A 22,845-nucleotide genomic window follows, 5' to 3' on the forward strand; every position below is an offset into this window, starting at 1 on the left:
ATAGCCATCGGCGGCGCTCATGAACTACCGGCACATCTATCACGCAGGCAATTTCGCCGACGTCCTGAAACATGCGGTGCTGGCGCGGCTCGTCACGTATCTCAAGCAAAAGGACAAGGCCTTCCGGGTGCTCGACACGCATGCCGGCATCGGGCTCTATGACCTTTCGAGCGAGGAAGCCCAGAAGACCGGCGAATGGCGCGATGGCATCGGCCGATTGCTCGATACGGAGCTTCCTGCCCCGGTCGCCGCTATCCTCGAACCCTATCTCGCGGCCGTTCGCGATCTCAATCCCGAGGGAGGCGTCACCCACTATCCCGGCTCACCGAAGCTCGTCCGCATGCTGTTTCGTCCGCAGGACCGGCTTTCGGCGATGGAACTGCATCCGGATGACTACGAGACGCTGCACCGCCTGTTCGATGGCGACTTCCAGAGCCGCATCACGAACCTCGATGGCTGGCTGGCGCTAGGCGCCCACCTGCCGCCGAAGGAAAAGCGCGGTCTCATTCTCGTCGATCCTCCGTTCGAGATCGAGGGCGAGTACGAGCGGCTGGTCGATGGCCTTGCGAAGGGATACCGACGCTTCGCCGGCGGCATCTTCTGCCTCTGGTATCCGCTGAAGAGAGGCGCACCGATAAAGGAATTCCACGCCGCGTTGAAAGCGCTGGAGATTCCAAAAACGCTCTGCGTGGAACTCGCGGTGCGCAGCGATCGCGACACCACGGGGCTTACGGGATCGGGCCTGGTCATCGTCAACCCGCCCTTCACGTTGAAGAGTGAACTCGATGTGGTGCTGCCCTTTCTGAAGACACATCTGGCTCAGGACCGCTTCGCGTCGGCCCGCTGCTTCTGGCTGCGGGGTGAAGCGACTCTCAACCCGGGGCCTTGACGGATCGAGGGCGAAGGCGTCAATCTCCTGAAAGGATTCAGGGAGATGGCCATGACTCGTACGCTTGCCGCATCGCTTCTGCTCTCGCTTTCCCTCACCACTGCTGCTCCGGCCGCCGACTATATCGGAGAGCCTGCACCCCACGCAGCCTATGCTGCCGGAGCCTGCAGCAATGCCTCCGTTCTGGGTTTCATCACCCGACGCTTCGACTACAAGGCCGCAAACTATCTTCATGCCAACCTCGCCATAGCCGAGATTCGCGACATGGGCCAAAATCGGTTCGAACCGCGTGACTATACCCATCTTGTCGAGCGTGAATATTGCTATGCGACTGCCGTGATGACCGACGGTGTGCGGCGTCCCCTCTGGTATCTGATCGAGCGGCCGTGGGGCTTTGCCGGTGTCGGCCGGAGCATCGAGTTCTGCGTGGGCGGCCTCGACCCCTGGTACGTCTACGGCGCGCATTGCGCTTCGCTTCGCTGACTGCGGTGAAAAGGCTGCTGCCGGCGCTCGTCGCCGTTCTGACGATCACCGCCTGCAGCGATGAAGGTGCGGACAAGACCGCCCCGAATTCCGGAACTGGCGGGGCGAAGACCGCGGCGACGGCTCCGGTTCTCGTCGGCAAAGGCTTCGACTTTTACGTCCTTTCCCTATCCTGGTCGCCCACCTGGTGTGGCAGCAACGATCCAACCGGAAAGACAGATCAATGCGAGGCCGGCAGCCGCCGTGGCCTCATCGTGCACGGACTCTGGCCACAGAATGAGAAGGGCTATCCGGAATATTGTCCGACGCGGCAATCGGATCGCGTCCCGGAAGCGCTCGGCCGGCAGTATCTCGACCTCATTCCCTCGATGGGGTTGATCGGTCATCAGTGGCGCAAGCACGGCACGTGCTCCGGCCTCAGCCAAGCGGACTATTTCGCCGTGGCGCGCGCCGCGCGTGAACGGCTCACGATCCCGCCGGAACTGGCTTCGACGGAAGGATCGCGCGATCTCCCAGTATCAGCGATCGAAGCCGCGCTTATCGCGAAAAATCCCGGCATGACGCCGGAGACGATCGCTGTTACCTGCGAAGCCAGGCTCCTTGAAGAAATCAGAATCTGCTTCGACAAGACACTGAAATTCAGGGCGTGCCCCGAAGTGGATCGCCAAGCCTGCAGAAGGGGCGCGGTTTCCCTGCCCCCTGCCCAATAACAACGGAAGACTTCGAATGAAGATACTCTATTCGCCTGCCTCCCCCTATTCGAACAAGGTCCGCATGGCCGCGCACCATATCGGGATCGCCGCAGAAAGCGTGCTGACGGACACGAACGCCAATCCGCCGGAACTGATCGACAACAATCCGCTGGGCAAGATCCCGACCTTGATTACTGCGGACGGCAAGGCGATCTACGACAGCCGGGCGATCATGCATTTCCTCGACCGTGAAACGAAGGGCAAGCTTTATCCGAAGAACGCAGCCAAGCGCACCGAAGTGGAAATCTTCGAGGCGCTTTGCGACGGCATTTGCGACAGCCTGCTGGCAATCGTCTACGAGAAGCGCTTTCACCCGCCGGAGAAGGTGCATCAACCCTGGATCGACCGCCAATGGGAAAAAGTCGAGCGCGCGTTGGATTACTTGAACGCCAATCTGCCCAAGACCGGCGGCAAGCTCAATGCGGGTCATTTCGCGTTGGCCGCCCTGTTACGCTACATCGAATTGCGTTTCGCCGGCGAGTGGCAGCGAGGGCGGTCAAAGCTCAAGAACTGGCCGGCGAAGTTCGAGAAGCACTTTCCGGATTATTCCAATTTTAAGGCATGAAAAAAGGCCGGGTCACCCCGGCCTTTTCGCTGATGCCATGTCGGTCGATCAGAACTTGACGCCCATACCAACGCGGACGCTGTGCTCGTCATAGCCGGACGTGACGGTGCTGCCGCCAACGTTGAAGTCCTTGGAGGCGTAGTCGGTATAGCGATATTCGACGCGTGCGGTGATGTTGTCGGTAACCAGGGTTTCCGCACCGGCACCGGCCGTCCAGCCAACCATCGTATTCTTGTCGGAGCCGCCCGGGGTCGAGAGCTTGGCCTTGCCGACAGCGAGACCGGCCGTACCATAGAGGAGAACCGGGTTCACATCGACACCGACGCGGCCACGGATCGAGCCATTGACGCCCTGCTCGACGCGACGGCCGCTGGAGTGAGAATCGTTGCCGGCATAGCCGATATCGGCTTCACCGCCGTATACGATCTGGCCGCTCTGCACGTTGTAACCGCCGTAAAGACCGCCGCCGAAACCAACGGAGGGGTTTGAGCCCGTCGCGTCAGCCTCGCCATGGTGCCAGTCGGCCGTGCCGCCGACATAGGCGCCCGACCAGTCCTTGGTCGCCGGTTCGCTGTATTCGGCAGCCGGAGCAGCCGGGACCTCATCGACGACGTCGGCGGCGTGGGCGGCCTGCAAGGCAACGAAAGCCATGGCCGAAGCCATGAGAGTGGTGGTCAGCGTACGCATACTATTCTCCTTTTCAACCGATGCTCCGATTCAATTGTATCTTTGCGGAACACCGGACATTCTGTGATTAACCCGCCCGGTCGAGGCGGAAATTGATCAGAAAATGCGGAATCTCAAGAGCTAAAATGTGAAATTTTGGCGGCGCGAACGCGGCTGAAATTAGATGTTGCCTTCGTGACACAGGGTATTTATTAACCATAATTCTAGATTAACGAAATCTATACTATAACAATTCGAAATAATACAATTTATCCGCTTTGCATTAATTTTTCTGAAATGAATCCTTCAGGATAGTTTCAGGCTGGCGTTTCTTGCCTATATCTTCGTCCAGCGAGAACAGGATTCGAGGGACGGGAAAAAGTTGACGAGAACACTCAAGGCGGCGCTCGTAACCGGCGGCGCCCGGCGCATAGGCAAGGCAATAGTCGAAAATCTCGCCGCGCACGGCTTCGCCGTCGCCATCCATGCGAACAACTCGCTCGCCGAAGCGGACGCGCTGGCGAAGAGCCTCGCCGCGAACGGCGGCAAGGCGGTCACGCTGAAAGCCGACCTCACCGATTCCGCCGCCGCGTCCCAGGTCATCGCGGACGCGACGGCCTTGCTTGGCCCGCTCGACCTGCTCGTCAACAACGCTTCGATCTTCAAGAAGGACAGCCTGGACGCATTCGACGAGGATGTTTGGGAACGTCACTTCGCGCTCCACGTCAAGGCCCCTTCCCTGCTTGCGCGCGACTTTGCCCGGCAGCGACCGGACGACGTTTCCGGCCTTATCGTCAACGTCATAGACCAGCGCGTCTGGTCTCCAAATCCGCGATTTTATTCCTATATGCTGTCCAAGTCCGCACTGTGGACGGCAACCCAGACGATGGCGCAGGCGCTTGCCCCGCATGTTCGCGTCAACGGCATCGGGCCGGGGCCGACACTGCCGAACGAACGGCAGAAACAGAGCGACTTTCAAGCGCAGGTCGACGCACTGATCCTCAAGCGCGGTCCGGCGCTCGAGGAGTTTGGACGCGCGATCCGCTTCCTTTTCGACACGCCGTCGGTTACCGGACAGATGATCGCGCTTGACGGCGGCCAGCATCTTGCCTGGGAGACGCCGGATATTCGGGAGATAGTGGAATGAACGGGCAGACGCCCACCGATGGCGGCATCCTTTACGACGGCAGCGAAACCGATGACGACGACGATCTGCTCGACGTGACGGAAGGCGAGCGGCCGACGCCGGCGATCGATTGGGCGGAGAACCGTGTCGAAACGCAAGGCCTCAAGGGCGCGGAACTCATTCAGGCATTCGTCAAGCTCTTGCCGAACGGTCCGGGCGTCTACCGCATGTTCAATGACGCCGGCGACGTGCTCTATGTCGGCAAGGCCCGCAGCCTCAAGAAACGGGTGAACAACTACGCGCAAGGCCGCGGCCATTCCAACCGCATTTCGCGGATGATTCGCGAGACGGCGAACATGGAGTTCGTCACAACGCGGACGGAGATCGAGGCGCTGCTGCTCGAAGCCAACCTCATCAAGCGTCTGCGACCGCGCTTCAACGTGCTGCTGCGCGACGACAAATCCTTTCCGTACATCGTCGTCACCGGTGACAGCAGGGCGCCGGCGCTGTTCAAGCATCGCGGGGCCCGCAGCCGCAAGGGCGATTACTTCGGCCCCTTCGCCTCTGCCGGCGCGGTCGGAAGAACCATCAACTCGCTGCAGCGCGCCTTTCTTCTCAGAACGTGCACGGACAGCGTCTTCGAGACGCGCACCCGCCCCTGCCTTCTCTATCAGATCAAGCGCTGTTCGGCGCCTTGCACCGGCGAAATCAGCGATGCCGACTATGCCGAACTCGTTCGCGAGGCAAAGGATTTTCTCTCCGGCAAGAGCCAGGCCGTGAAAGCGACGATCGCTGCCGCCATGAGCGAAGCCTCGGAGAATCTCGATTTCGAGCGCGCCGCGCTCTACCGTGATCGCCTCGCGGCGCTGAGCCACGTGCAGAGCCATCAAGGCATCAATCCGGCAGGGGTCGAGGAGGCGGACGTCTTCGCGATCCATCACGAAGGCGGGATTTCCTGCATCCAGGTCTTCTTCTTCCGGACCGGCCAGAACTGGGGCAACCGCGCTTATTTTCCGAAGGCCGATCCGTCGCTTCCTTCGTCGGAAGTGCTCAGCGCCTTTCTCGCCCAGTTCTACGACGACAAGCCCTGTCCGCGGCAGATCTTGCTTTGCGAAGCGGTCGAGGAACAGGAACTGCTCGGCCAGGCGCTCAGCGAGAAATCCGGCTACAAGGTATCGATCCTGGTTCCGCAGCGCGGCGAGAAAAAGGATCTCGTCGATCATGCGCTCGCAAATGCCCGCGAGGCCCATGGCCGCAAGCTTGCCGAGACGGCATCGCAATCGCGGCTGCTCGAAGGCTTTGCCAAGACTTTCCAACTGGAACAGGTGCCGCGCCGCATCGAGATCTACGACAACTCGCATATCATGGGAACGAATGCCGTCGGAGGCATGGTCGTCGCCGGCGCCGAGGGTTTCGTCAAAGGCCAGTATCGCAAGTTCAATATCAAATCGACCGATATCACTCCGGGCGACGACTTCGGGATGATGCGCGAGGTGATGGCGCGACGCTTCTCGCGCCTCCTGAAAGAGGAAGGCAAACCCGACCGCAGCGCAGAGCCCAGCGATGACGGCGCATTCCCGGCCTGGCCGGACGTCATCCTGATTGACGGCGGCCAGGGTCAGATGACCGCCGTCCGCGCAATACTCAAGGAACTCGACGTCGAGGACTGCGTAACGGCAATCGGCGTCGCCAAGGGCGTCGATCGCGACGCCGGCCGCGAGCGGTTTTTCGCCGAGGGCCGCGAGAGCTTCACGCTGCCGCCGCGCGATCCGGTGCTCTATTTCATCCAGAGACTGCGCGACGAGGCGCATCGCTTCGCCATCGGCTCGCACCGCGCCCGCCGAAAAAAGGAACTGGTCAAGAACCCGCTCGACGAGATCGCCGGCATCGGGCCGACGCGCAAGCGCGCGCTGCTCACTCACTTCGGCACGGCAAAGGCGGTTTCCCGGGCGGGCATCAACGACTTGATGGCGGTCAACGGCATCTCGGAAGCGGTCGCACGCCTTGTCTACGAACACTTTCACGAGGAGGGCGTCAAATAGTTGTCCGGCACCGCCGCGCGCCCGACCCAAGGCATCAGGCAGTGCCGGCAATTCAGCCTGCGTTCAGATGAAATCCGCCAAATATGACAAACCGTACACAATGACCTGTTGACCTTGTGGTCGCAAAGTCATTCTGTACACCTGAAACCCGGTGGGGATGAGGAAAGGCGTTCGGCGCCTTCCGCCCGCATCCCGATCCGACCGTTAGAATCGATCGCGCCGATAGCCCCAGATCGCGGGAAATGAGGGATTGTCGTGTCCAGAGAAACCGAGTCCATGCCAACGCCCATCGCCTATAGCGTCCCGAATCTGCTGACCTATTTTCGTATCCTGATCGTGCCGCTGATCGTTTTCTGCTTCTTCATCGAGGGCCGCCTCCACAGCTCCGACTTCGCACGCTGGACTGCGCTCGTCCTGTTCGTCGCGGCTTCGATCACAGACTTCTTCGACGGCTATCTTGCCCGTATCTGGAAGCAGACGTCGAATATCGGCCGGATGCTGGATCCGATCGCCGACAAACTGCTTGTTGCTTCGATCCTGCTTCTCGTTGCCGCCGACGGCACGATCGCGGGCTGGTCGATCTGGGCCGCGATCATCATTCTCTGCCGCGAGATTCTTGTGTCCGGCCTGCGTGAATATCTTGCTGCGCTCAAGGTCAGCGTGCCGGTGACCCGCATCGCCAAGTGGAAAACGACCATCCAGATGGTGGCGATCGCCTTCCTGCTGGCTGGGCCGGCCGGTGACAAGATCGTTCCCTATATCACTGAAGCCGGTATCGTGCTTCTGTGGATCGCGGCTGCAATCACGCTCTATACCGGCTATGATTATTTCCGCGCCGGTTTGAAACATGTGGTCAATGAATGAGCACGATCAACCTCGTCTATTTTTCCTGGGTTCGCGAACGTATCGGCAAGGGTGAGGAAACGCTGGAGCTTCCGGCTGATGTCGTGACCGTCGCCGATCTGCTTGCGCATCTGAAAACGCTCGGCGAGCAATACGAGGCGGCGCTCGAACACCAGAACGTCATTCGCGCGGCGATCAACGAGGAGCATGTCGATCACGGCGAGCTAATTGCCGGCGCGCGCGAGATCGCCCTCTTTCCGCCGATGACGGGCGGCTGAAGCGATGAACACCGCCGTCACCGTGCGCGTCCAGCGCGAAGACTTCGACCTCGCCGCCGAAGTCTCCGCGCTCTCCCGCGGCCGTGCGGACATCGGCGCGGTCGTGACGTTCTCGGGGCTCTGCCGCGACGAGGCGGGCGCACTTGGCGCGCTTGAGCTGGAGCATTATCCCGGTATGGCGGAGGCCGAGATTGAGCGCATCTGTCGGGAGGCGGTCAAACGCTTCGGCCTGCAGGCCGTGACCGCGATCCACCGCTTCGGCAAGATCATGCCCGGCGAAAACATCGTGCTGGTGATTGCCGCCTCGCCGCACCGGCAGGCGGCCTTCGACGGCGCGAACTTCGTCATGGATTTCCTGAAGACATCGGCCCCCTTCTGGAAGAAGGAACATCGTGCGGATGGCAGCGCCGGCGGCTGGGTCAGCGCCAAGGACGCCGACGACACGGCCCGGGACCGCTGGACGCAAAAGAACTGATCAGGGGATGACCTTTTCCCGGCGTGTCACGACCAGCACGATCACCAAAAAGCCGAAGATCGCGAAATCCCGCCACAGGATCGGGCCGTAGGCGCTCCACAGCGTCTCGATCAGGCCGACCCCGGCCGCCCCGAGGGCGGCGAAGAGCGGCGCTGTCTGCCCACCGATTGCCGCAATGAACAGGACCTTGACGCCGAAGGTCAGGCCCGTGCCGAAATCCATATTGCCATAGTAGGACGCCGCAAGGATTCCGCAGAACGCAGCGATTAGCGACGCCGTGCCATAGGCAACGATATAAACCGTTGCAGGGTCGATGCCGCAAAGCGCCGCCGCCTCGCGATCTTCCGACACGGCGCGCCAATAGCGCCCGACATAGGAGTGGGTGAGTAGCCAATGGCCGCCGGCGACCAGCGCCGCCAGCAGCGCGGTATTGATGAGCTGGACGGCAGTCAGTGCCACCGGAAAAACAGGATTCGGCCAGAACACGATGACCTGGTTCAGGAAGGGTGGCAACCACAGGCTTCGCGTTTCGGACGCGAGCCGTGCCGTTTCCATGAGCACCATCAGACTGCCGAGCGAAGCGACGACGACGGCATTGGCCGAGGAAAACGCCAGCGGCCGCATGACATAGCGCCCTGCGACGAGACCGGCGCCAAGTCCGAATGTCAGTGCCGCCGCCGCCCCGACACCGAGCGCCGCCGGTAGGACCAGCCACAGCCGATTCCAGCCGAAATCTGCGAAAAGCACGAACATCTGGCCGGCAAAGGCAAAGAGCGCGCCGTAGGTCAAGTCGGCCCGCCGAGTGACGGCAAAGGCAATCGCGTAACCGAAGGCCAGCGCCGCATAGAGTGCGGCTACGGGTACGGCGTTGGCGATCTGCTGAAGAAAATAGGCCATGGCACATCCGCGTGGTGACAGAAGCAATATAACTGGTAAAATCTGTTTGACCAGTTAGGATTTCCGCATGAGTTTCAGTTGGACCGCGCACAGATTCTCGGGAGGCGCCCTGGCGCTGGATGTTGCCAATTCCGTGGTTTTGCGCTTCGATCCCGAGCGTCGGATCGACCGCTTCGCGGACCCCGCGGCGATGGATTCCTTTGCCGAGGCCGCAGGTCTCTATAGCGCCGAAAGAGAACGTTTCGGTACGCTTGCTCCGGCGCCGCCAGAGAACCGTAAATCACTCATCGGATTGCGCGAGGCGACGGACCGCCATTTTCGGGCGCAAGCCGGGGCCGAGGACAGGCCCGATCTGCTGGCAGACCTGCTCGAGGCGATTGCCACCGTCTTGCGTCAGCCGACGGGCAACAGCCAAGGCACATCGCTTGATGTGGCGACCGCACATTCGGCACTCAGTCTTATTGCCAGTCCCGAGCCGGATCGCCTGAAAATATGTCCCAATTGCTGCTGGCTGTTTCTCGACCGCAGCCGCAACAGAAGCCGTACCTGGTGCGACATGGCGGTTTGCGGCAACCGCACGAAAGCAAGACGCCATTATCGCCGCAACAGGCAGGGAGTTCAGCCATGAAACGCATCATCATATCCGCTCTCTTTGCCGCGGCGGTACTTGTCGGCTGCCAGCGCGAAACCGGGCCGGACCCGCTGAAGTTGACCGGCAAGATGTTCGTCTTCAACTACCGCCTCGCCTATGCCGCCTACATGATCACGCTCAATAAAACTGAGCCGGTGCCGGACGGCAGCGTGGTCGTCGCCAGCTTCGAGAATCCGGCCGGCGGCGAACCGCTGACGCTGACGCGCAAGCTCTTCCCGAAGCTCGACAGAGTGACGCTGGAAAGCCCGGAGATAAGCTGCGTCAAGAAGCAGAGGCCCTACGCGGTGACGATCGAGGTCAAGGGGCCGGACGGCGCGACGCTGCAGAAATTGGAAACGACGGTGACGTCCGACCTCGATCAGGATGTCCTGCCGGCAAAGCCCCTCGTCGAAGGGCCGGCCTACGCCAAGAACCCGGAGGTCTTCGTGGGCGGCAGGGCGCCGGAGCGCTTCGAGACGGCGGCCTGCCCGACGTAATACGCGGCAAGCATGTCTTTGTCCCGGAATGGCCTGTGACGTTCAGTAAAAAACCGGGGCATCGCCGCCCCGGTTTCGAAGAGCCGTTTCAAGCCTTTGCCGGCCAAAACGAAGAAAGTGAATCAGCCGACGATTTCGGTGCCGGCGAACCAGTAGGCGATTTCCTCAGCTGCCGTTTCCGGAGCATCCGAACCGTGGACCGAGTTTTCGCCGATCGACAGGGCATGGACCTTGCGGATGGTGCCTTCGGCAGCGTTTGCCGGATTGGTGGCGCCCATGACTTCGCGGTTCTTGGCAACGGCGTTCTCGCCTTCGAGGACCTGAACGACGGTCGGGCCGGAGGACATGAACTCGACCAGTTCGCCGAAGAACGGGCGGTCCTTGTGTACGGCGTAGAAGCCTTGAGCTTCGCGGCGGCTCATCCAGACGCGCTTCGAGGCGACGACGCGCAGGCCGGCATCTTCCAGCATCTTGGTGATGGCGCCGGTCAGGTTGCGCTTCGTCGCGTCCGGCTTGATCATCGAAAAAGTACGTTCAATCGCCATTGGCTCAATTCCCTTGTTTCTTGAGAAGTGGCGGTTCATTAGCCGCCAATTCCGTGCAAAACAAGGGGGCGCAGCGATGTTTCGGCCCGGCCGGCGCGAGTTTCATGCCGCTGTCACGGAACGCCCGGACCTCACGAAGATCGAGGCGGCGTTCGGGCCAACCGTCGTGCTCAGAATGCGGGCCGCCCGCCACGGCGCGGATCAAATCAGCATATTTGATAAGTGACATTCGACACAGGAATGCCGATTTGCGCTACTGCATGTACCACAGCGTCCTTTGCGCGTCTGATAAGACGCGCGGCGCTGAGACGACCATACAGGGGGAATACCAATGCTCGACCATTATCGCATGTTCGCCGACTACAACCGTTGGGCCAACCGGCGGCTCTACGCCGCGGCAGCGGAGCTTTCCGATTCGGAGTTCCGCCAGAACAAAGGGGCGTTCTTCGGCTCGCTCCAAAGGACGCTCAATCATCTGCTGACAACGGATCGGATCTGGATGAAGCGGTTCACCAAGGAGGGCGAAGCGCCCTCGACGCTCGACGCGATCCTCCACGACGATCTCGCCAGCTTGACGGCAGCACGCGTGGCAGAAGACGAGCGCATCATCGCCTGGATAGACGGCCTCGACGAGACCCGCCTAGCGGCGACGGTCAGCTATTCGCCGCTCAGCGTGCCGGGCCAAATCACGCAGAGGCTCGGACCAACGCTCGCCCATTTCTTTAACCACCAGACCCATCACCGTGGTCAAGCGCACGCAACCCTGACGGCGCTCGGGCGCCCGTCATTGACGCTGGACCTGGTTTTCTTCCTGCGGGCCGACGGCCAGAAGTGGGCGGACTGAGCGAAGCTGCCCGGCGAACCGGTTCTGCCAATCACCCAAACCACCGCCGCTGTCCCTAAGCTGCGCCCGCAGCTTCACGAGGCGGCGTTGGCCAGCCCAAGCCGCCATTCCCAGCGCTGTCCCGCCAATAATGGAGCACAGCGAATAGACCGTTGGCGACACGATTGGCTGCACCGGCAGCAGCAGAAGTTCCGGCGCGAAACGATGCAGAATGTAGATATGAAAACCAGCGGCCGAGAGGGGCAGGATCAGTCTCGCGCTCCATTGCGGCATCCTGACCTGCGGCAGGAACAAAAGGGCGGCCAGGACCGCGATCTGCAAGAGATACTTGATCTTCGTCCCGATCCACACGCCTTCATAGAGCCCAAAAAACAGGAAGATGGCCGTTCCGGCGAGCATCAGCATGCCGCGCTTAAGCGGCGTATCGGCGATCGCAGCGCACCAGCCGATGACTGCCAGATAGAAAATCCACGGCAGCGTGAAAATCTGACGGTTACCCATCTCGACGACCAGCGGCAATGCCAGGCGGGCGAGGAGAGCTGCCGCGAGCAACGCCATTCCGAGCGCAAAGGGTCTCGAGGCAGCCACACGCCGGACCAACGGCACCGCGAACAACGCCACAAAGACGACGAGCATCTGGCAATAGGCCTCGATGAACCAGTAGAGGTAAGGCACCATGCTGTGGCGCTCGGGATCGGCAAAACCGAGATTTCCGACCAGGAACACCGACGCCCAGGGCACCTCTCCCCAGACAAGGGCGTAGGCTGCGACGATCAGATAATAGGGTACGAGGATCTGCGTAAGCGGCCGCAGCAGCCGCAAGACCGCGCCTGACACCAAGACGCCGCGCTGGAAACGCGCGAGGCCGAAGCCCGCAAGGATGACCATCGCCGCGGACCCGCCGGGGATAGGCCAAAGGGTCTCGTGGTGCAGGACGACGAGCAGGATCGCCAATGCCCGGATGAGCAGGTCGGTGGCGATGCGCCTGCTTTTGGTTTCACGCCGCCCCAGCGCCGCGAGTTCGGCGACCGACATCCCTTCCCAGGCCTCGGGTACATCGCCAAGCAACTTCTCCAGGCCGATCGAAAGCTGGACGAAACGCAGCGAGTCGCCGCCAAGCGAGAGGAAGCTATCGTCGGATCGAACCTTTTTCGGGCAAAAGACCTGGTTGAAAACCGCCTCGACACCGTCCGCGTTTGCGACGGAGCCGCTGTCCTTTTTCATCGCCTTGCGGAGAGCCTCGTAATCGATCTTGCCGGAGGCGAGCCGCGGCAGCGTATCGAGGCGCGAAGCCTTCACCTGCAAAAAGGTCAGCCCGCTCGCGGCAGCCAGCATGCCACGAATATCGTCGCAATCGTACGCTCCGACGTAGAAGGCGTGGATGCAGGTATCGTCACCGACGACGGCGGCCGTCGCGCCGCGGCGCTCGAGCATCACCTCCAGGCTATCGTGCGCGATCCGCAGGCCGGCGATCTTCGATATCCGCTTCGTCCGTCCAATTATCCGAAAGAAGCCGTCGGCGTCCCTCGTCGCCAGATCGCCGGTGCGCAATTCGGCAAACTCGCATCCGCGCGCGAGATCGGCGCGCGAAGAAGCGTAGCCCATCATCACGTTCGGCCCCCGATAGACGAGCTCGCCGGGCATATCCGTGCCGGTGACGAGTTGGCCCTCGTCATTCTCGATGCTCAGGCTCCCGCCCGGTATGGCGACGCCGATCCGGTCTTCCCTGCCCCGGAGGCGGTCGGGAGGAACATAGGCCATGCGGGCCGTCGCTTCCGTCTGGCCATACATGACGAAAAAGGAAGCACCGCGCGCGGTGAGGTGTTCGTTGTAGAGACGAACCCTCTCGGACGCCAAGCGTCCCCCGGCGACGGTCATGAAGCGCAGGTCAGGAAATTCGCGCTCGCGAAAACCCACCTTTTCCAGAAGCTCGTAAGAGTAGGGAACGCCTGAAAGATTGGTGCTGCCGCTTTCGGCAAGTCCATCGAGGAAACCGCCATCCAGGATGGAGAGGCCCGGAACGTAGAGGCTTGCGCCGACCGACAAGTGGGCGTTCAGCACGGAAAGGCCGTAGGAATAGTGAAACGGCAGGATAAGGCAGCTTCGATCCGAAGCCGTGAGGCCGAGATAGTCGGCGATCGAAGATGCATTCGACTGAATGTTCGCAGCAGACAGTCTCACGCATTTGCCGTGCCCGGTGCTGCCGGATGTCGAGAGCAGGACCGCAAGATCCGGATGAAGCTGCGACTTGCTTTCCGCCGAACGTTCCGTCCGCCATCGGCCGTCGCAGCGGCGATAACAAAACTCAGGCTCCAGAAACTTTCGATCCGGAGTACCGGGGCCCTGGATGGCAATCGCATGTCCGGCTTCCAGTGCCGCGAGGTAGGCGATTATGGCGTGTTCCGAGAGATCAGCCTCCAGCATGACCAGCCCGCGCTCGCCGCGCCACTGCGATGCCTGACGATCGACGCGCTCGGCCAGATCGCAATAGCTTACGGTCCGTCCTCCGGGCAGCAGCAACGCGGGCCGCTCTCCCCAGGCAGCCAGGTTCGCAGCGAACAACGGGAATTTCGACAAATCGCCTGCGCTCAAGACCGCCTCCTATTTCAGCGAGGCGGCATATTATTGGTGACTTTAACAGTCAAGTATAAGGCGACGGCAAAAGCGACAACTTCTGTGACAATCGGTGCGGCAAACAGCAGCACCGACCGCCTCGCCGCGGCCAATCATGATTCAGCAACCATATCGTGCATTTTGCTCCCGTTTGCTCGGATATTTTCAGGATCTCTTAAATTCGCGCCGGAGATAGTGCGAGGCGAATTCGACACCGGTATCAAAGGCACAGCAATGACCCAGCATCCTCCAACGGCGCGCGGCCGATCGCAGGCACGAAATGCGGCGATCATCCAAAAATTGGCGCATTCGATGATGCGGCTCGGCGTCGCTGCCCTCCCCCGCAATTACGAGCTGATTTATGAAGCGCTGTCCGGTCAGATGCCGCAATTGTCGCGCGACCTCGCGGCGCTCGGTCCGGAGCCGACGCAAGAAGCGCTGGACGAGCTTGGCATCAAGCACAAATTGGTTGGCCACAGCGCACTTGCGGCGGACCGGGCCCGGGCGGAGGCGCAACAGGCACTCGCCGAGCTGACGACGATGCTCGCCGACACGTTGGCGCGAAAGCACGTCTTCAACAGTCAGCTGAAGCGGTTCGCCGCTCGACTTGCCTCCGATCCGGTCGCAACCATGTCGGAGTTCGCCGATGAAGCGGCACGGTTACGCGACGCGGCAGGGCGGCTGATGAATGAGGAAACCGCACTTCGCGCAACGATAGAGACGCATTCCCAACGCCTAGGCGAATTGGAAGGCGATCTCGAAGAAAGCCGCATGGCTCTCACTCGGGATCGACTGACTGGTCTGCCGAACCAGACCGCCCTTTCGAAAAGGCTTGCGGCCGTTTTCGAGACTCAGCCATCCGGTCGGTCCGCGGCACTTGTCCTGGCAACCGTTGAAGGATTGCGAGACCTTGGAGAACAACATGGCGGTGCATTGGCGCAAAAGGTGCTGAGCGAGCTCGCCGCCATCTTCCGCAAGACGATCAAGAAGAACGACTTCGTTGCGCGGGTCGGCCCGCAGGAGTTCGCTTTCGTCTGCAACGACGTCACGGCGGAAAACGCCGAGGCGATTGCGCGGCGCATCCATCAAAGCGTGGCAGAGCTGGCGATCACACCGCCTGGCCGTGCTTTCACAAGCGAAACACTCTCCCTTGCCGCCGGCATTGCGCTAACTCCGGCTGCGACGAGCGCGGCTGAGCTGCTGGGACAGGCCGAACTTGCATTGACCGCGGCACGGGCGCACGGGGGCATGCAGGTCTATTCGTCAGACATAGAGAAGACAAGCGGCAAGGCCTGTGTGCCGGCTGCCGCCTGACATCTCCGCCTCAATCGTGCAATGCGTCGTAGGTGACGGCGCGCCGGGCATGGCTTCACCGGCATCGCCAAATATGAAGCGACCCAGCTCCGCGTTTGGCGGGACCGGGTCGCTCGGTTCGCTATTGGCAGATTAACGGGCGTTCTGGTCGCCGTCGCCGGAGACGTTCACTGCTGCGCGGCCATTGGCAATCGCACCAGTCGACGCCGCATCGACGGACTTGTTGTCAACACCGGCGTAAAATTCACCGTTGTCGGCGGTGTTCGCCGAAACGCCGGTGCCGGCCGAGGCCGCCGCGCGCCCCGTGAAGAGCGGCTTCGAGCTGACGCCTTCGTAGTAGCTGCCGCCGGCGCTTGCCGTGGAGGCGACGCCAGTCACAGCGACGGCTACGAGAAGGGCTGCAATGGATTTATTCATTAGGATCGTTCCTTGCTGAAACAGATGCGGGCGCGGCGTTCTCACGCCGTGCCCGCGCTTGGGAGGAGGCTCGCGTTAGCGGCTAATACCCTGATAATATTCACCGTCGCCGCCCGAAATGTAGGCAGGCTGCGAGCCGGAGCTCGAGACCGAACCGGTAGACGTGCGGTCGAGCGAGCCATTGCGGCCACGGACGCCATCGGCCGAAGCGTCACGCGCCTTGGGTGCGCGGTCGGTGAAAAGCGGCTTGTCGCTGACGCCTTCATAGTAGCTGCCGCCGGCAAAAGCGGCGGATGCGCCGCCGAGAACAGCAGTGGCAACCAGGGCTGCAGCAAGCGCTGTATGGATTGCATTCCTCATGATCATCTCTCCTGAGCGGTCGTTGCTTGAACGACGATTTCGTAAGAATTGCCCGGACCGGTTTCCTTCCAACGCGGTGGCCTTGCCGATAGCGTTCGATGTGATCCGGTGGTCGGAGGAGCTTGGGAGCGCTCTTCCACAATCTATGTGGTCCCTCATGATGATGTTTGGAAGTATTGATTATCGGAACACGTTGTCCACGATTCGATAACAATCGCCCCTTGAAAAATGCAACCGGGGCCCCATCAGGCACCAGTCACGGCTGTCACCGGCGCACCCCTTGCCTTCCCGGAAAAGTCCGGGCAAAAGGCGCGGCATGATCCAGATCGCCGGTCTCTCCGCCCGCATTGCGGGCCGCCTTCTCATCGAAAATGCTTCCGTGACGCTTCCGGCGGGCACGAAGGCGGGGCTTGTCGGACGCAACGGGGCGGGTAAATCGACGCTCTTCCGGGTGATTACCGGCGACTTGTCGGCGGAAGCCGGCAGTGTGTCGTTGCCGAAAAATGCGCGCATCGGCCAGGTGGCGCAGGAAGCGCCCGGCACAGAGGAGCCGCTGATCGAGATCGTGCTCAAGGCGGACAAGGAACGCACCGCGCTCATCGCCGAGGCCGAGACCGCGACCGATCCACACCGGATCGCCGAGATCCAGACGCGACTTGCCGACATCGGTGCCCATTCCGCGGAAGCGCGCGCGGCGAGCATTCTCGCCGGTCTCGGCTTCGACCATGAGGCGCAGCGGCGTCCTGCTTCATCCTTCTCCGGTGGCTGGCGCATGCGCGTGGCGCTGGCGGCCGTTCTCTTTTCCGAACCCGACCTGCTGCTTCTCGACGAGCCGACCAACTACCTCGACCTCGAAGGCACGTTGTGGCTCGAGGACTATATCCGCCGCTATCCCCACACGGTCATCATTATCAGCCACGATCGTGACCTCCTGAACACCGCCGTCAACGCGATCGTTCACCTCGACCAGAAGAAACTGACCTTCTATCGCGGTTCCTATGATCAGTTCGAACGGCAGAAGGCAGAAGCCGACGAATTGCAGATGAAGGCGAAGGCCAAGAACGAAGCGGCGCGCAAGCATCTGCAGAGCTTCATCGACCGCTTCAAGGCAAAGGCGTCGAAGGCCCGCCAGGCGCAGAGCCGCGTCAAGGCGCTGGAGCGCATGGGCACCGTGGCGGCCGTCATTGAGGAGCACGTTCAGGGCTTCTCCTTTCCTGATCCTGAGAAACAGGTGGCTTCTCCGATCGCCGCCATCCAGGGCGGTGCAGTCGGCTACGAACCGGGCAAGCCGATCCTCAAGCGCCTCAATCTCCGCATCGACGCGGACGATCGCATCGCCTTGCTCGGCTCGAACGGCAACGGCAAGTCGACCTTCGCGAAATTCATCTCCGGCCGACTCCAAGCGGAAGCCGGCGATGTACGGATCGCCCCTGGACTGAAGATAGGCTTCTTCGCCCAGCACCAGCTTGACGATCTGGTGCCGACGCAAAGCGCGGTGGAGCACGTCCGCCGCCGCATGCCCGATGCGCCGGAAGCAAAGGTTCGCTCGCGCGTCGCACAAATGGGGCTTGCGACAGAAAAGATGGATACGGCGGCGAAGGATCTTTCCGGCGGCGAGAAGGCGCGGCTTCTGATGGGGCTTGCCGCATTCGACGCGCCGAACCTGCTGATCCTCGACGAGCCGACCAACCATCTCGACATCGACAGCCGCAACGCACTGATCGCCGCACTTAACGACTATTCCGGTGCTGTCATCCTCATCTCGCACGACCGGCATTTGATCGAGGCCACTGCCGACCGGCTGTGGCTCGTGCGCGATGGAACCGTGGCCAGCTACGATGGCGACCTCGAAGACTATCGCAGCCTGATCGTCGGCGGCCCTAAGCCCCGGGACGACAAGTCGAAGATCAATGGATTGGACGAGGCCCTCTCGAAGGCGGATCAGCGCAAGGCCAATGCCGACAGGCGCGCGTCGCTGGCGCCCCTCAAGAAAAGGATCAATGAGATCGAATCGTTGATGGGGAAACTGGAGAAACTGATTCAAGCACTTGATGCCGAGCTTGCAGATCCGGGTCTGTATGAAAAAGCTCCGGCAAAGGCCGCGCAGAAGGCCAAGGAGCGCGCAGATGCCGCCGCGAAACTGGCCGAGGCGGAGGAGCGGTGGCTGGAGCTGTCGACCGAATACGAAGAGGCGATGATCAGTTGATCCGCTGCATGTTTCCTCAAAATCGACTTGAGGAATCATGCACTAGATCACGATGATTTTGGTCGAATCAATCCAAAATCATAAACGTGATCGATTCCAATGAGTTAGAGCGGGATGCGAGCGGAAATCCGCACACACTTTTCCCCATCCCGCTGTAATACCGCGACGCTGCAGTCAGCCAAGCTCGAATGTCGTGATCCCGTAGATCCGCCCCAGGGGAAGATCCGGTGCCGGACCGCGGTACATGCGGGCGGTTTCGAAGACCGGCTTCATGTTGTAGCGTTCGCACAGTGCTTTTGCGGACGCGTTCGGCTCGGGGATGTCGAGATAGATCTGACTGCCCTTGGCATCGGCGGCAAGCTTGCGAAAAATGAGATCGGCCCCGGTCTCGGTGTCGGCGAAGAGCGGACCGATCTTGAACCCCTCTCTGCAGGCCCGCAGCGTTCCGTAACCGGTGATCGTTCCATCACGCAGCAGCACGACGCTTCGGCGTGTCTTCAGCTGCTTCGTCCATTCGCGCAGAAAAGCATCGCGCCTTGCCGGGTTGAACCTGGGATCGTATTCGATCAATGCAGGCGCATGGATCGGCGCCGCGTCGATCAGGTTCGTGCCGGGCGGCTCCTTCACGTCGACGACGCCGCCGTAGCGCATATTCGCGTGAGACCGGACGAAGCCCGATTTCCGATAGTTCTCCTGTTGCGCCACCACGCCGTCGAGCCCAATGGTCCGTCCGCCCGCCTCGGCAATCGCCCGCTTCCACAGAGCCAGGCCAATGCCCCTACCGCGATACGCGGGGTGAGCGACGTAAAAGCCGAGAAACGCGTAGTCGGTGCCGTAACGCACGAGGGAGATCGCGGCAGCAAGCGTGTCCTCCTCGGTCGAGACCCAATAGCCTCCCGGGTCGGCCGCCCAGAACGCGTTGGCATCCTCCAGTCCGGGATTCCATCCCTCTCGCGCAGCCCAGTCGATGATCGTGTCGAGTTCGGCGCGCGTCGCGTGGCGAATGGTTTGTGTCATTGCAAATCCTCAACAACCCGCTTTACGGTACCGATACTGTCTGCCGGCGAACAGCCAAATTATCCTCGCCGACGACAAAGGACGCGACGCCTTGTGCAATCCGCGTGACAGCGCGATGCATGCCCGAACCGCGCTTGCCCGCTGCCTTCAATCTGCTACAAGGATCGAGAATAAATCATACTAATCCGAGCGAAGCACCATGACCCCTATTCAAATTGCGATTGTCGGCGTCGGCAAGATCGTGCGCGATCAGCACCTGCCGGCTATTTCAAAGAACGCTGACTATCGGCTGATCGCGGCGGCAAGCCGCCACGGAACGGTCGACGGCATCGACAATTTCAAGTCCATTGAGGCCATGCTGGAGGCAGTGCCGGCGATCGACGCCGTCTCGCTGTGCATGCCGCCGCAATACCGCTATGAGGCGGCACACGTGGCGCTCCAGGCCGGCAAGCACGTCTTCCTCGAGAAGCCCCCGGGCGCGACCTTGAGCGAGGTTGCCGATCTCGAAGCGCTGGCGGCGGCGAAGGGCGTTTCGCTCTTTGCAAGCTGGCATTCACGCTATGCGCCGGCAGTCGAAGCCGCCAAGGCGTTTCTTGCGTCGACCGCGATCCGCAACGTCAAGATCATCTGGAAGGAGGATGTCCGCCACTGGCATCCGAATCAGGAATGGATCTGGGCAGCCGGCGGGCTTGGCGTCTTCGACCCGGGCATTAATGCGCTCTCGATCGTCACCCATATCCTGCCCCGCCCGATCTTCATCACGTCGGCGACGCTCGAGTTTCCGGAGAACCGCGACGCGCCGATCGCTGCGACGATCGCGTTCCGCGACGCGGGCAAGCTCAGCGTTTCGGCTGAGTTCGACTGGCGCCAGACCGGCAAGCAGAGTTGGGACATCGTCGCGGAAACCGATGCCGGCGAGATGGTTCTCTCCGAAGGTGGTGCCAAACTGGCCGTCGACGGCAAGCTCGTGCACGAGGAACCGGAACAGGAATATCCGATGCTGTACCGGCGCTTTGCCGAGCTCATCAAGGCCGGCAAATCCGATGTCGATCTAGCGCCTCTGCGTCATGTCGCCGACGCCTTCATGCTTGGCCGCCGCAAGTTCGTCGACGCCTTCCACGACTAAAATGATGTGGCGGCGGGTGGCTTGCCCTCGCCGCCATTGCGGATTGCCCCTCTCCTCGGGTTTAACCCGAGGACTAGCCCTCTCCCCGCCTGCGGGAGAGGGGACGAAGGCGGCGCGGCGTATCCCTTCGTCTCACCTGCGGGGAGAAGGCGCCGGCAGGCGCATGACGGGCCACCCGAGCTTTGATGCAAAGCCGATCAGGCCTTCTTCTCCCACCTTCCGTCCCTGTTCTGCTGCCAATAGGTGAGGTTGTGCCCCTCCCCTTTGAGCCGCCGCCATTGGGCGCGTGCCGCCTCGAGCTGCTGCTGATCATAACCGTCAAACATGAAGACCACGCGCTCATAGTCGGTCACCGGCGGCGGCTCCGCGCCATCCAGGATGAAGCGTACCGTCGCCGCATTCTGGTTGCTTTCATTGGCAACGATCAGGATCGGCTGGTCCGCCGCGAAGTCGCCGGCGTCGGTACCATGTGGCAGAAAGCTGTCGTCGCGATAGACCCAAAGGTGCGTGTCCAGCACGTCGCGGCGCTCCGAATCGATCGTTTGCACGACCACCCGCCATCCGCGCTCGACACTCTTGTCGAGCAGCGGCGGTAGTGCGTCCTCAAGTTTCGATTCCGTCAGGTGATAGAAAAGGATCTCGGTCATGCCGATCGCTCCCGGACACCCCGCTGCGAGGACGAAACGGTCAGGCTTCGTAGCTCGTGCGGACCAGCTCGTCGAGAAGGCGCACGCCGAAACCGGATCCCCAGGACTGGTTGATCTCGTCGGTCGGCGAGCCCATGGCGGTTCCGGCAATGTCGAGGTGCGCCCAGGGCGTATCCTTGACGAAGCGCTTCAGAAACTGGGCAGCCGTCACCGAACCGCCGTGTCGACCGCCCGTGTTCTTCATGTCAGCGAATTTGCTGTCGATCATCTTGTCGAATTCTTTGCCGAGCGGCATCCGCCAGAGGCGCTCGTGCGTCGTGATGCCGGCTGCGAGCAACCGTTCGGCCAGACGATCATCGTTCGAGAACAGACCGGCATAGTGGCTGCTAAGCGCCACCATGATGGCGCCGGTGAGCGTCGCAAGATCGATCATCGCCTGCGGCTTGAAGCGATCGTTGCAATACCAGAGCGCATCGCACAGGACGAGCCTGCCCTCCGCATCCGTGTTGATCACCTCGATCGTCTGGCCGGACATCGAGGTGACGATGTCACCCGGCCTCTGGGCGCTGCCGTCCGGCATGTTTTCGACGAGCCCGATGATGCCGACTGCGTTGACATTTGCCTGCCGTGCGGCGAGCACATGCATAAGGCCGGTGACCGCCGCAGCACCGGCCATGTCACCCTTCATCTCCTCCATGCCGGACGCGGGCTTGATCGAGATGCCGCCTGTGTCGAAAACGACGCCTTTGCCGACGAAGGCGATGGGCTTCTCTTTCGCCTTTCCGCCTTTCCACTGCATGACGACGAGGCGCGGCGGCCTGGACGAGCCCTGGGCAACGCCAAGCAGCGCGCCCATTCCGAGCTTCTTCATCTCCCGCTCGGTGAGGATCTCCACTTCGACGCCAAGCTTTTCCAGTTCCTTCGCCTTGGCGGCGAATTCCACCGGCCCAAGCACGTTGGCAGGCTCGTTGACGAGGTCGCGTGCGAGAAAGACGCCTTCTCCGACCGCCTGAGCGACGGCGAACGCCTTCTTGGCGGCGATCACCGTACCGGTGACGATCGTGACCTTGACCGGTTTTTGCTGAGATTTTGGCTCGTCGTCGGATTTCTTGGTCTTGTAGCTATCGAAGGAATAGGCATTCATCTCCATGCCAAGAGCGAAGTCCGCGGCAGCCTTGCCCGTGACTTCGACACCGGGAGCATCAAGGAAGACCGTGACCTTTTCAGCGGAACGCAGCTTCGCGGCAACCGCGCCGCCGGCCTTCAGCCAGTCATGATTCGTCAGCGCGGACGCGTCGCCGAGCCCGAGAAGGAGAATCCGATCGGCCGACGATCCATGAGGAGCGACGATGTCGAGCGTCGAGAGCGCCTTGCCCGTGAACTTGCCGACCTTGGCCGCTTTCGGCAAAACGCCTTCCGGATCAGCGACCGCCGCACCGGCTGCTTCCTTGGCACCGGCCACCTGAAGAAGGACGGCGACACCGCCAGCGGGGCGGTGGGACTTACTGAAAGCGAATTCGAATTTCGTCGGCATACAACACTCCGGGCATTTCTAACTTGGATCCGCCCGCTCTGTTACCGGACGGTTACAGTGACAAACATTCGCGACGCC

Annotated in this window: 24 protein-coding genes; 15 read left to right on the forward strand and 9 right to left on the reverse strand. The window is 61.6% G+C overall.

Annotated elements, in window-relative coordinates; genetic code table 11:
• Positions 1–19 precede the first annotated feature (19 nt).
• From PZN02_RS19740 to PZN02_RS19755, 4 genes are read left to right on the forward strand one after another with little or no spacing between them, the layout of a single operon-like run.
• Positions 20–889 (forward strand): 23S rRNA (adenine(2030)-N(6))-methyltransferase RlmJ, encoded by an 870-nt coding sequence (locus tag PZN02_RS19740; RefSeq protein ID WP_280659572.1) that lies wholly within the window; start codon positions 20–22, stop codon positions 887–889.
• Positions 890–940: 51 nt separating this feature from the next.
• Entirely contained in the window at positions 941–1,372 is a 432-nt protein-coding gene (locus tag PZN02_RS19745) for a hypothetical protein (protein WP_280659573.1), read from the forward strand.
• A gap of 5 nt (positions 1,373–1,377) precedes the next feature.
• The gene (locus tag PZN02_RS19750) at positions 1,378–2,082 is read left to right on the forward strand and encodes a ribonuclease T2 family protein (RefSeq protein ID WP_425336258.1); all 705 of its coding nucleotides are present in this window, start codon (positions 1,378–1,380) and stop codon (positions 2,080–2,082) included.
• Positions 2,083–2,098: 16 nt separating this feature from the next.
• Positions 2,099–2,689 (forward strand): glutathione S-transferase, encoded by a 591-nt coding sequence (locus PZN02_RS19755; protein ID WP_280659574.1) that lies wholly within the window; start codon positions 2,099–2,101, stop codon positions 2,687–2,689.
• Positions 2,690–2,737: 48 nt separating this feature from the next.
• Here PZN02_RS19755 and PZN02_RS19760 read toward each other — a convergent pair whose 3' ends face one another.
• Positions 2,738–3,376 (reverse strand): outer membrane protein, encoded by a 639-nt coding sequence (locus tag PZN02_RS19760; RefSeq protein WP_280659575.1) that lies wholly within the window; start codon positions 3,374–3,376, stop codon positions 2,738–2,740.
• A gap of 361 nt (positions 3,377–3,737) precedes the next feature.
• On the opposite strand from PZN02_RS19760, the gene PZN02_RS19765 reads away from it, so the two are divergent.
• The 5 genes from PZN02_RS19765 to PZN02_RS19785 all read left to right on the forward strand — a co-directional run bounded on the left by PZN02_RS19765 (position 3,738) and on the right by PZN02_RS19785 (position 8,119).
• Entirely contained in the window at positions 3,738–4,502 is a 765-nt protein-coding gene (locus PZN02_RS19765; protein WP_280659576.1) for an SDR family oxidoreductase, read from the forward strand.
• The gene (gene uvrC / locus PZN02_RS19770; protein WP_280659577.1) at positions 4,499–6,523 is read left to right on the forward strand and encodes an excinuclease ABC subunit UvrC; all 2,025 of its coding nucleotides are present in this window, start codon (positions 4,499–4,501) and stop codon (positions 6,521–6,523) included. The genes PZN02_RS19765 and uvrC overlap by 4 nt, the downstream gene beginning before the upstream one ends.
• 276 nt (positions 6,524–6,799) lie before the next feature.
• Positions 6,800–7,387, forward strand: coding sequence for a CDP-diacylglycerol--glycerol-3-phosphate 3-phosphatidyltransferase (gene pgsA / locus PZN02_RS19775; RefSeq protein ID WP_280659578.1), 588 nt, complete (start codon positions 6,800–6,802; stop codon positions 7,385–7,387).
• Positions 7,384–7,644, forward strand: a complete 261-nt coding sequence (gene moaD, locus PZN02_RS19780) for a molybdopterin converting factor subunit 1 (protein ID WP_280659579.1) — start codon at positions 7,384–7,386, stop codon at positions 7,642–7,644. The genes pgsA and moaD overlap by 4 nt, the downstream gene beginning before the upstream one ends.
• Before the next feature lie 4 nt (positions 7,645–7,648).
• Positions 7,649–8,119: a molybdenum cofactor biosynthesis protein MoaE gene (locus tag PZN02_RS19785; protein ID WP_280659580.1), complete on the forward strand. Its 471-nt coding sequence runs from the start codon at positions 7,649–7,651 to the stop codon at positions 8,117–8,119.
• Here the strand turns inward: PZN02_RS19785 and PZN02_RS19790 are convergent, their stop codons facing one another.
• Positions 8,120–9,016 (reverse strand): branched-chain amino acid ABC transporter permease, encoded by an 897-nt coding sequence (locus PZN02_RS19790; RefSeq protein WP_280659581.1) that lies wholly within the window; start codon positions 9,014–9,016, stop codon positions 8,120–8,122.
• A gap of 67 nt (positions 9,017–9,083) precedes the next feature.
• Between PZN02_RS19790 and PZN02_RS19795 the strand changes: the two genes are divergently transcribed.
• Both PZN02_RS19795 and PZN02_RS19800 read left to right on the forward strand, forming a co-directional pair.
• Positions 9,084–9,644, forward strand: coding sequence for a CGNR zinc finger domain-containing protein (locus PZN02_RS19795; protein ID WP_280659582.1), 561 nt, complete (start codon positions 9,084–9,086; stop codon positions 9,642–9,644).
• Positions 9,641–10,144 (forward strand): hypothetical protein, encoded by a 504-nt coding sequence (locus PZN02_RS19800; RefSeq protein ID WP_280659583.1) that lies wholly within the window; start codon positions 9,641–9,643, stop codon positions 10,142–10,144. The genes PZN02_RS19795 and PZN02_RS19800 overlap by 4 nt, the downstream gene beginning before the upstream one ends.
• Positions 10,145–10,266: 122 nt before the next feature.
• Here PZN02_RS19800 and ndk read toward each other — a convergent pair whose 3' ends face one another.
• Positions 10,267–10,689 carry a nucleoside-diphosphate kinase gene (ndk, locus tag PZN02_RS19805; RefSeq protein WP_280659584.1) on the reverse strand — a complete coding sequence of 141 codons (423 nt, stop codon included), beginning with the start codon at positions 10,687–10,689 and terminating at the stop codon, positions 10,267–10,269.
• A gap of 331 nt (positions 10,690–11,020) precedes the next feature.
• On the opposite strand from ndk, the gene PZN02_RS19810 reads away from it, so the two are divergent.
• On the forward strand, positions 11,021–11,533 hold the full coding sequence (locus PZN02_RS19810; RefSeq protein ID WP_280659585.1) for a DinB family protein: 513 nt from the start codon (positions 11,021–11,023) through the stop codon (positions 11,531–11,533).
• Here the strand turns inward: PZN02_RS19810 and PZN02_RS19815 are convergent.
• The gene (locus PZN02_RS19815) at positions 11,474–14,125 is read right to left on the reverse strand and encodes an AMP-binding protein (protein WP_280659586.1); all 2,652 of its coding nucleotides are present in this window, start codon (positions 14,123–14,125) and stop codon (positions 11,474–11,476) included. The two genes, PZN02_RS19810 and PZN02_RS19815, sit on opposite strands and share 60 nt — an antisense overlap.
• A gap of 333 nt (positions 14,126–14,458) precedes the next feature.
• Between PZN02_RS19815 and PZN02_RS19820 the strand changes: the two genes are divergently transcribed.
• Complete coding sequence (locus PZN02_RS19820) at positions 14,459–15,460, forward strand: GGDEF domain-containing protein (protein ID WP_280659587.1); 1,002 nt, start codon at positions 14,459–14,461, stop codon at positions 15,458–15,460.
• A 132-nt stretch (positions 15,461–15,592) separates the two neighbouring features.
• Here PZN02_RS19820 and PZN02_RS19825 read toward each other — a convergent pair whose 3' ends face one another.
• Together PZN02_RS19825 and PZN02_RS19830 are read right to left on the reverse strand one after the other, a co-directional pair.
• Complete coding sequence (locus PZN02_RS19825) at positions 15,593–15,877, reverse strand: hypothetical protein (protein WP_280659588.1); 285 nt, start codon at positions 15,875–15,877, stop codon at positions 15,593–15,595.
• Positions 15,878–15,952: 75 nt separating this feature from the next.
• Complete coding sequence (locus PZN02_RS19830) at positions 15,953–16,243, reverse strand: hypothetical protein (protein ID WP_342394707.1); 291 nt, start codon at positions 16,241–16,243, stop codon at positions 15,953–15,955.
• A 310-nt stretch (positions 16,244–16,553) separates the two neighbouring features.
• On the opposite strand from PZN02_RS19830, the gene PZN02_RS19835 reads away from it, so the two are divergent.
• Positions 16,554–18,443 carry an ABC-F family ATP-binding cassette domain-containing protein gene (locus PZN02_RS19835; protein ID WP_280659590.1) on the forward strand — a complete coding sequence of 630 codons (1,890 nt, stop codon included), beginning with the start codon at positions 16,554–16,556 and terminating at the stop codon, positions 18,441–18,443.
• 174 nt (positions 18,444–18,617) lie between these two features.
• On the opposite strand, the gene PZN02_RS19840 is transcribed toward PZN02_RS19835, so the two are convergent.
• Positions 18,618–19,460: a GNAT family N-acetyltransferase gene (locus PZN02_RS19840; RefSeq protein WP_280659591.1), complete on the reverse strand. Its 843-nt coding sequence runs from the start codon at positions 19,458–19,460 to the stop codon at positions 18,618–18,620.
• Positions 19,461–19,659: 199 nt separating this feature from the next.
• Between PZN02_RS19840 and PZN02_RS19845 the strand changes: the two genes are divergently transcribed.
• Positions 19,660–20,586 (forward strand): Gfo/Idh/MocA family protein, encoded by a 927-nt coding sequence (locus PZN02_RS19845; protein WP_280659592.1) that lies wholly within the window; start codon positions 19,660–19,662, stop codon positions 20,584–20,586.
• Positions 20,587–20,783: 197 nt separating this feature from the next.
• On the opposite strand, the gene PZN02_RS19850 is transcribed toward PZN02_RS19845, so the two are convergent.
• On the reverse strand, positions 20,784–21,233 hold the full coding sequence (locus PZN02_RS19850) for a DNA polymerase III subunit chi (protein WP_280659593.1): 450 nt from the start codon (positions 21,231–21,233) through the stop codon (positions 20,784–20,786).
• Between the two features lie 40 nt (positions 21,234–21,273).
• On the reverse strand, positions 21,274–22,767 hold the full coding sequence (locus PZN02_RS19855) for a leucyl aminopeptidase (RefSeq protein WP_280659594.1): 1,494 nt from the start codon (positions 22,765–22,767) through the stop codon (positions 21,274–21,276).
• Positions 22,768–22,845 lie beyond the last annotated feature (78 nt).

The sequence above is a fragment of the Sinorhizobium garamanticum genome, assembly GCF_029892065.1.
Lineage (GTDB): Bacteria > Pseudomonadota > Alphaproteobacteria > Rhizobiales > Rhizobiaceae > Sinorhizobium > Sinorhizobium garamanticum.

What these genes read in the sequence shown, in the direction of transcription:
- PZN02_RS19855 (WP_280659594.1), bottom strand. Translation starts at nt 22,767, where the DNA reads ATGCCGACGAAATTCGAATTCGCTTTCAGTAAGTCCCACCGCCCCGCT.
- PZN02_RS19810 (WP_280659585.1), top strand. Translation starts at nt 11,021, where the DNA reads ATGCTCGACCATTATCGCATGTTCGCCGACTACAACCGTTGGGCCAAC.
- PZN02_RS19760 (WP_280659575.1), bottom strand. Translation starts at nt 3,376, where the DNA reads ATGCGTACGCTGACCACCACTCTCATGGCTTCGGCCATGGCTTTCGTT.
- PZN02_RS19745 (WP_280659573.1), top strand. Translation starts at nt 941, where the DNA reads ATGACTCGTACGCTTGCCGCATCGCTTCTGCTCTCGCTTTCCCTCACC.
- PZN02_RS19850 (WP_280659593.1), bottom strand. Translation starts at nt 21,233, where the DNA reads ATGACCGAGATCCTTTTCTATCACCTGACGGAATCGAAACTTGAGGAC.
- uvrC (WP_280659577.1), top strand. Translation starts at nt 4,499, where the DNA reads ATGAACGGGCAGACGCCCACCGATGGCGGCATCCTTTACGACGGCAGC.
- PZN02_RS19755 (WP_280659574.1), top strand. Translation starts at nt 2,099, where the DNA reads ATGAAGATACTCTATTCGCCTGCCTCCCCCTATTCGAACAAGGTCCGC.
- PZN02_RS19785 (WP_280659580.1), top strand. Translation starts at nt 7,649, where the DNA reads ATGAACACCGCCGTCACCGTGCGCGTCCAGCGCGAAGACTTCGACCTC.
- PZN02_RS19800 (WP_280659583.1), top strand. Translation starts at nt 9,641, where the DNA reads ATGAAACGCATCATCATATCCGCTCTCTTTGCCGCGGCGGTACTTGTC.
- PZN02_RS19820 (WP_280659587.1), top strand. Translation starts at nt 14,459, where the DNA reads ATGATGCGGCTCGGCGTCGCTGCCCTCCCCCGCAATTACGAGCTGATT.
- PZN02_RS19795 (WP_280659582.1), top strand. Translation starts at nt 9,084, where the DNA reads ATGAGTTTCAGTTGGACCGCGCACAGATTCTCGGGAGGCGCCCTGGCG.
- ndk (WP_280659584.1), bottom strand. Translation starts at nt 10,689, where the DNA reads ATGGCGATTGAACGTACTTTTTCGATGATCAAGCCGGACGCGACGAAG.
- pgsA (WP_280659578.1), top strand. Translation starts at nt 6,800, where the DNA reads ATGCCAACGCCCATCGCCTATAGCGTCCCGAATCTGCTGACCTATTTT.
- PZN02_RS19840 (WP_280659591.1), bottom strand. Translation starts at nt 19,460, where the DNA reads ATGACACAAACCATTCGCCACGCGACGCGCGCCGAACTCGACACGATC.
- moaD (WP_280659579.1), top strand. Translation starts at nt 7,384, where the DNA reads ATGAGCACGATCAACCTCGTCTATTTTTCCTGGGTTCGCGAACGTATC.
- PZN02_RS19835 (WP_280659590.1), top strand. Translation starts at nt 16,554, where the DNA reads ATGATCCAGATCGCCGGTCTCTCCGCCCGCATTGCGGGCCGCCTTCTC.
- PZN02_RS19790 (WP_280659581.1), bottom strand. Translation starts at nt 9,016, where the DNA reads ATGGCCTATTTTCTTCAGCAGATCGCCAACGCCGTACCCGTAGCCGCA.
- PZN02_RS19845 (WP_280659592.1), top strand. Translation starts at nt 19,660, where the DNA reads ATGACCCCTATTCAAATTGCGATTGTCGGCGTCGGCAAGATCGTGCGC.
- PZN02_RS19740 (WP_280659572.1), top strand. Translation starts at nt 20, where the DNA reads ATGAACTACCGGCACATCTATCACGCAGGCAATTTCGCCGACGTCCTG.
- PZN02_RS19825 (WP_280659588.1), bottom strand. Translation starts at nt 15,877, where the DNA reads ATGAATAAATCCATTGCAGCCCTTCTCGTAGCCGTCGCTGTGACTGGC.
- PZN02_RS19830 (WP_342394707.1), bottom strand. Translation starts at nt 16,243, where the DNA reads ATGATCATGAGGAATGCAATCCATACAGCGCTTGCTGCAGCCCTGGTT.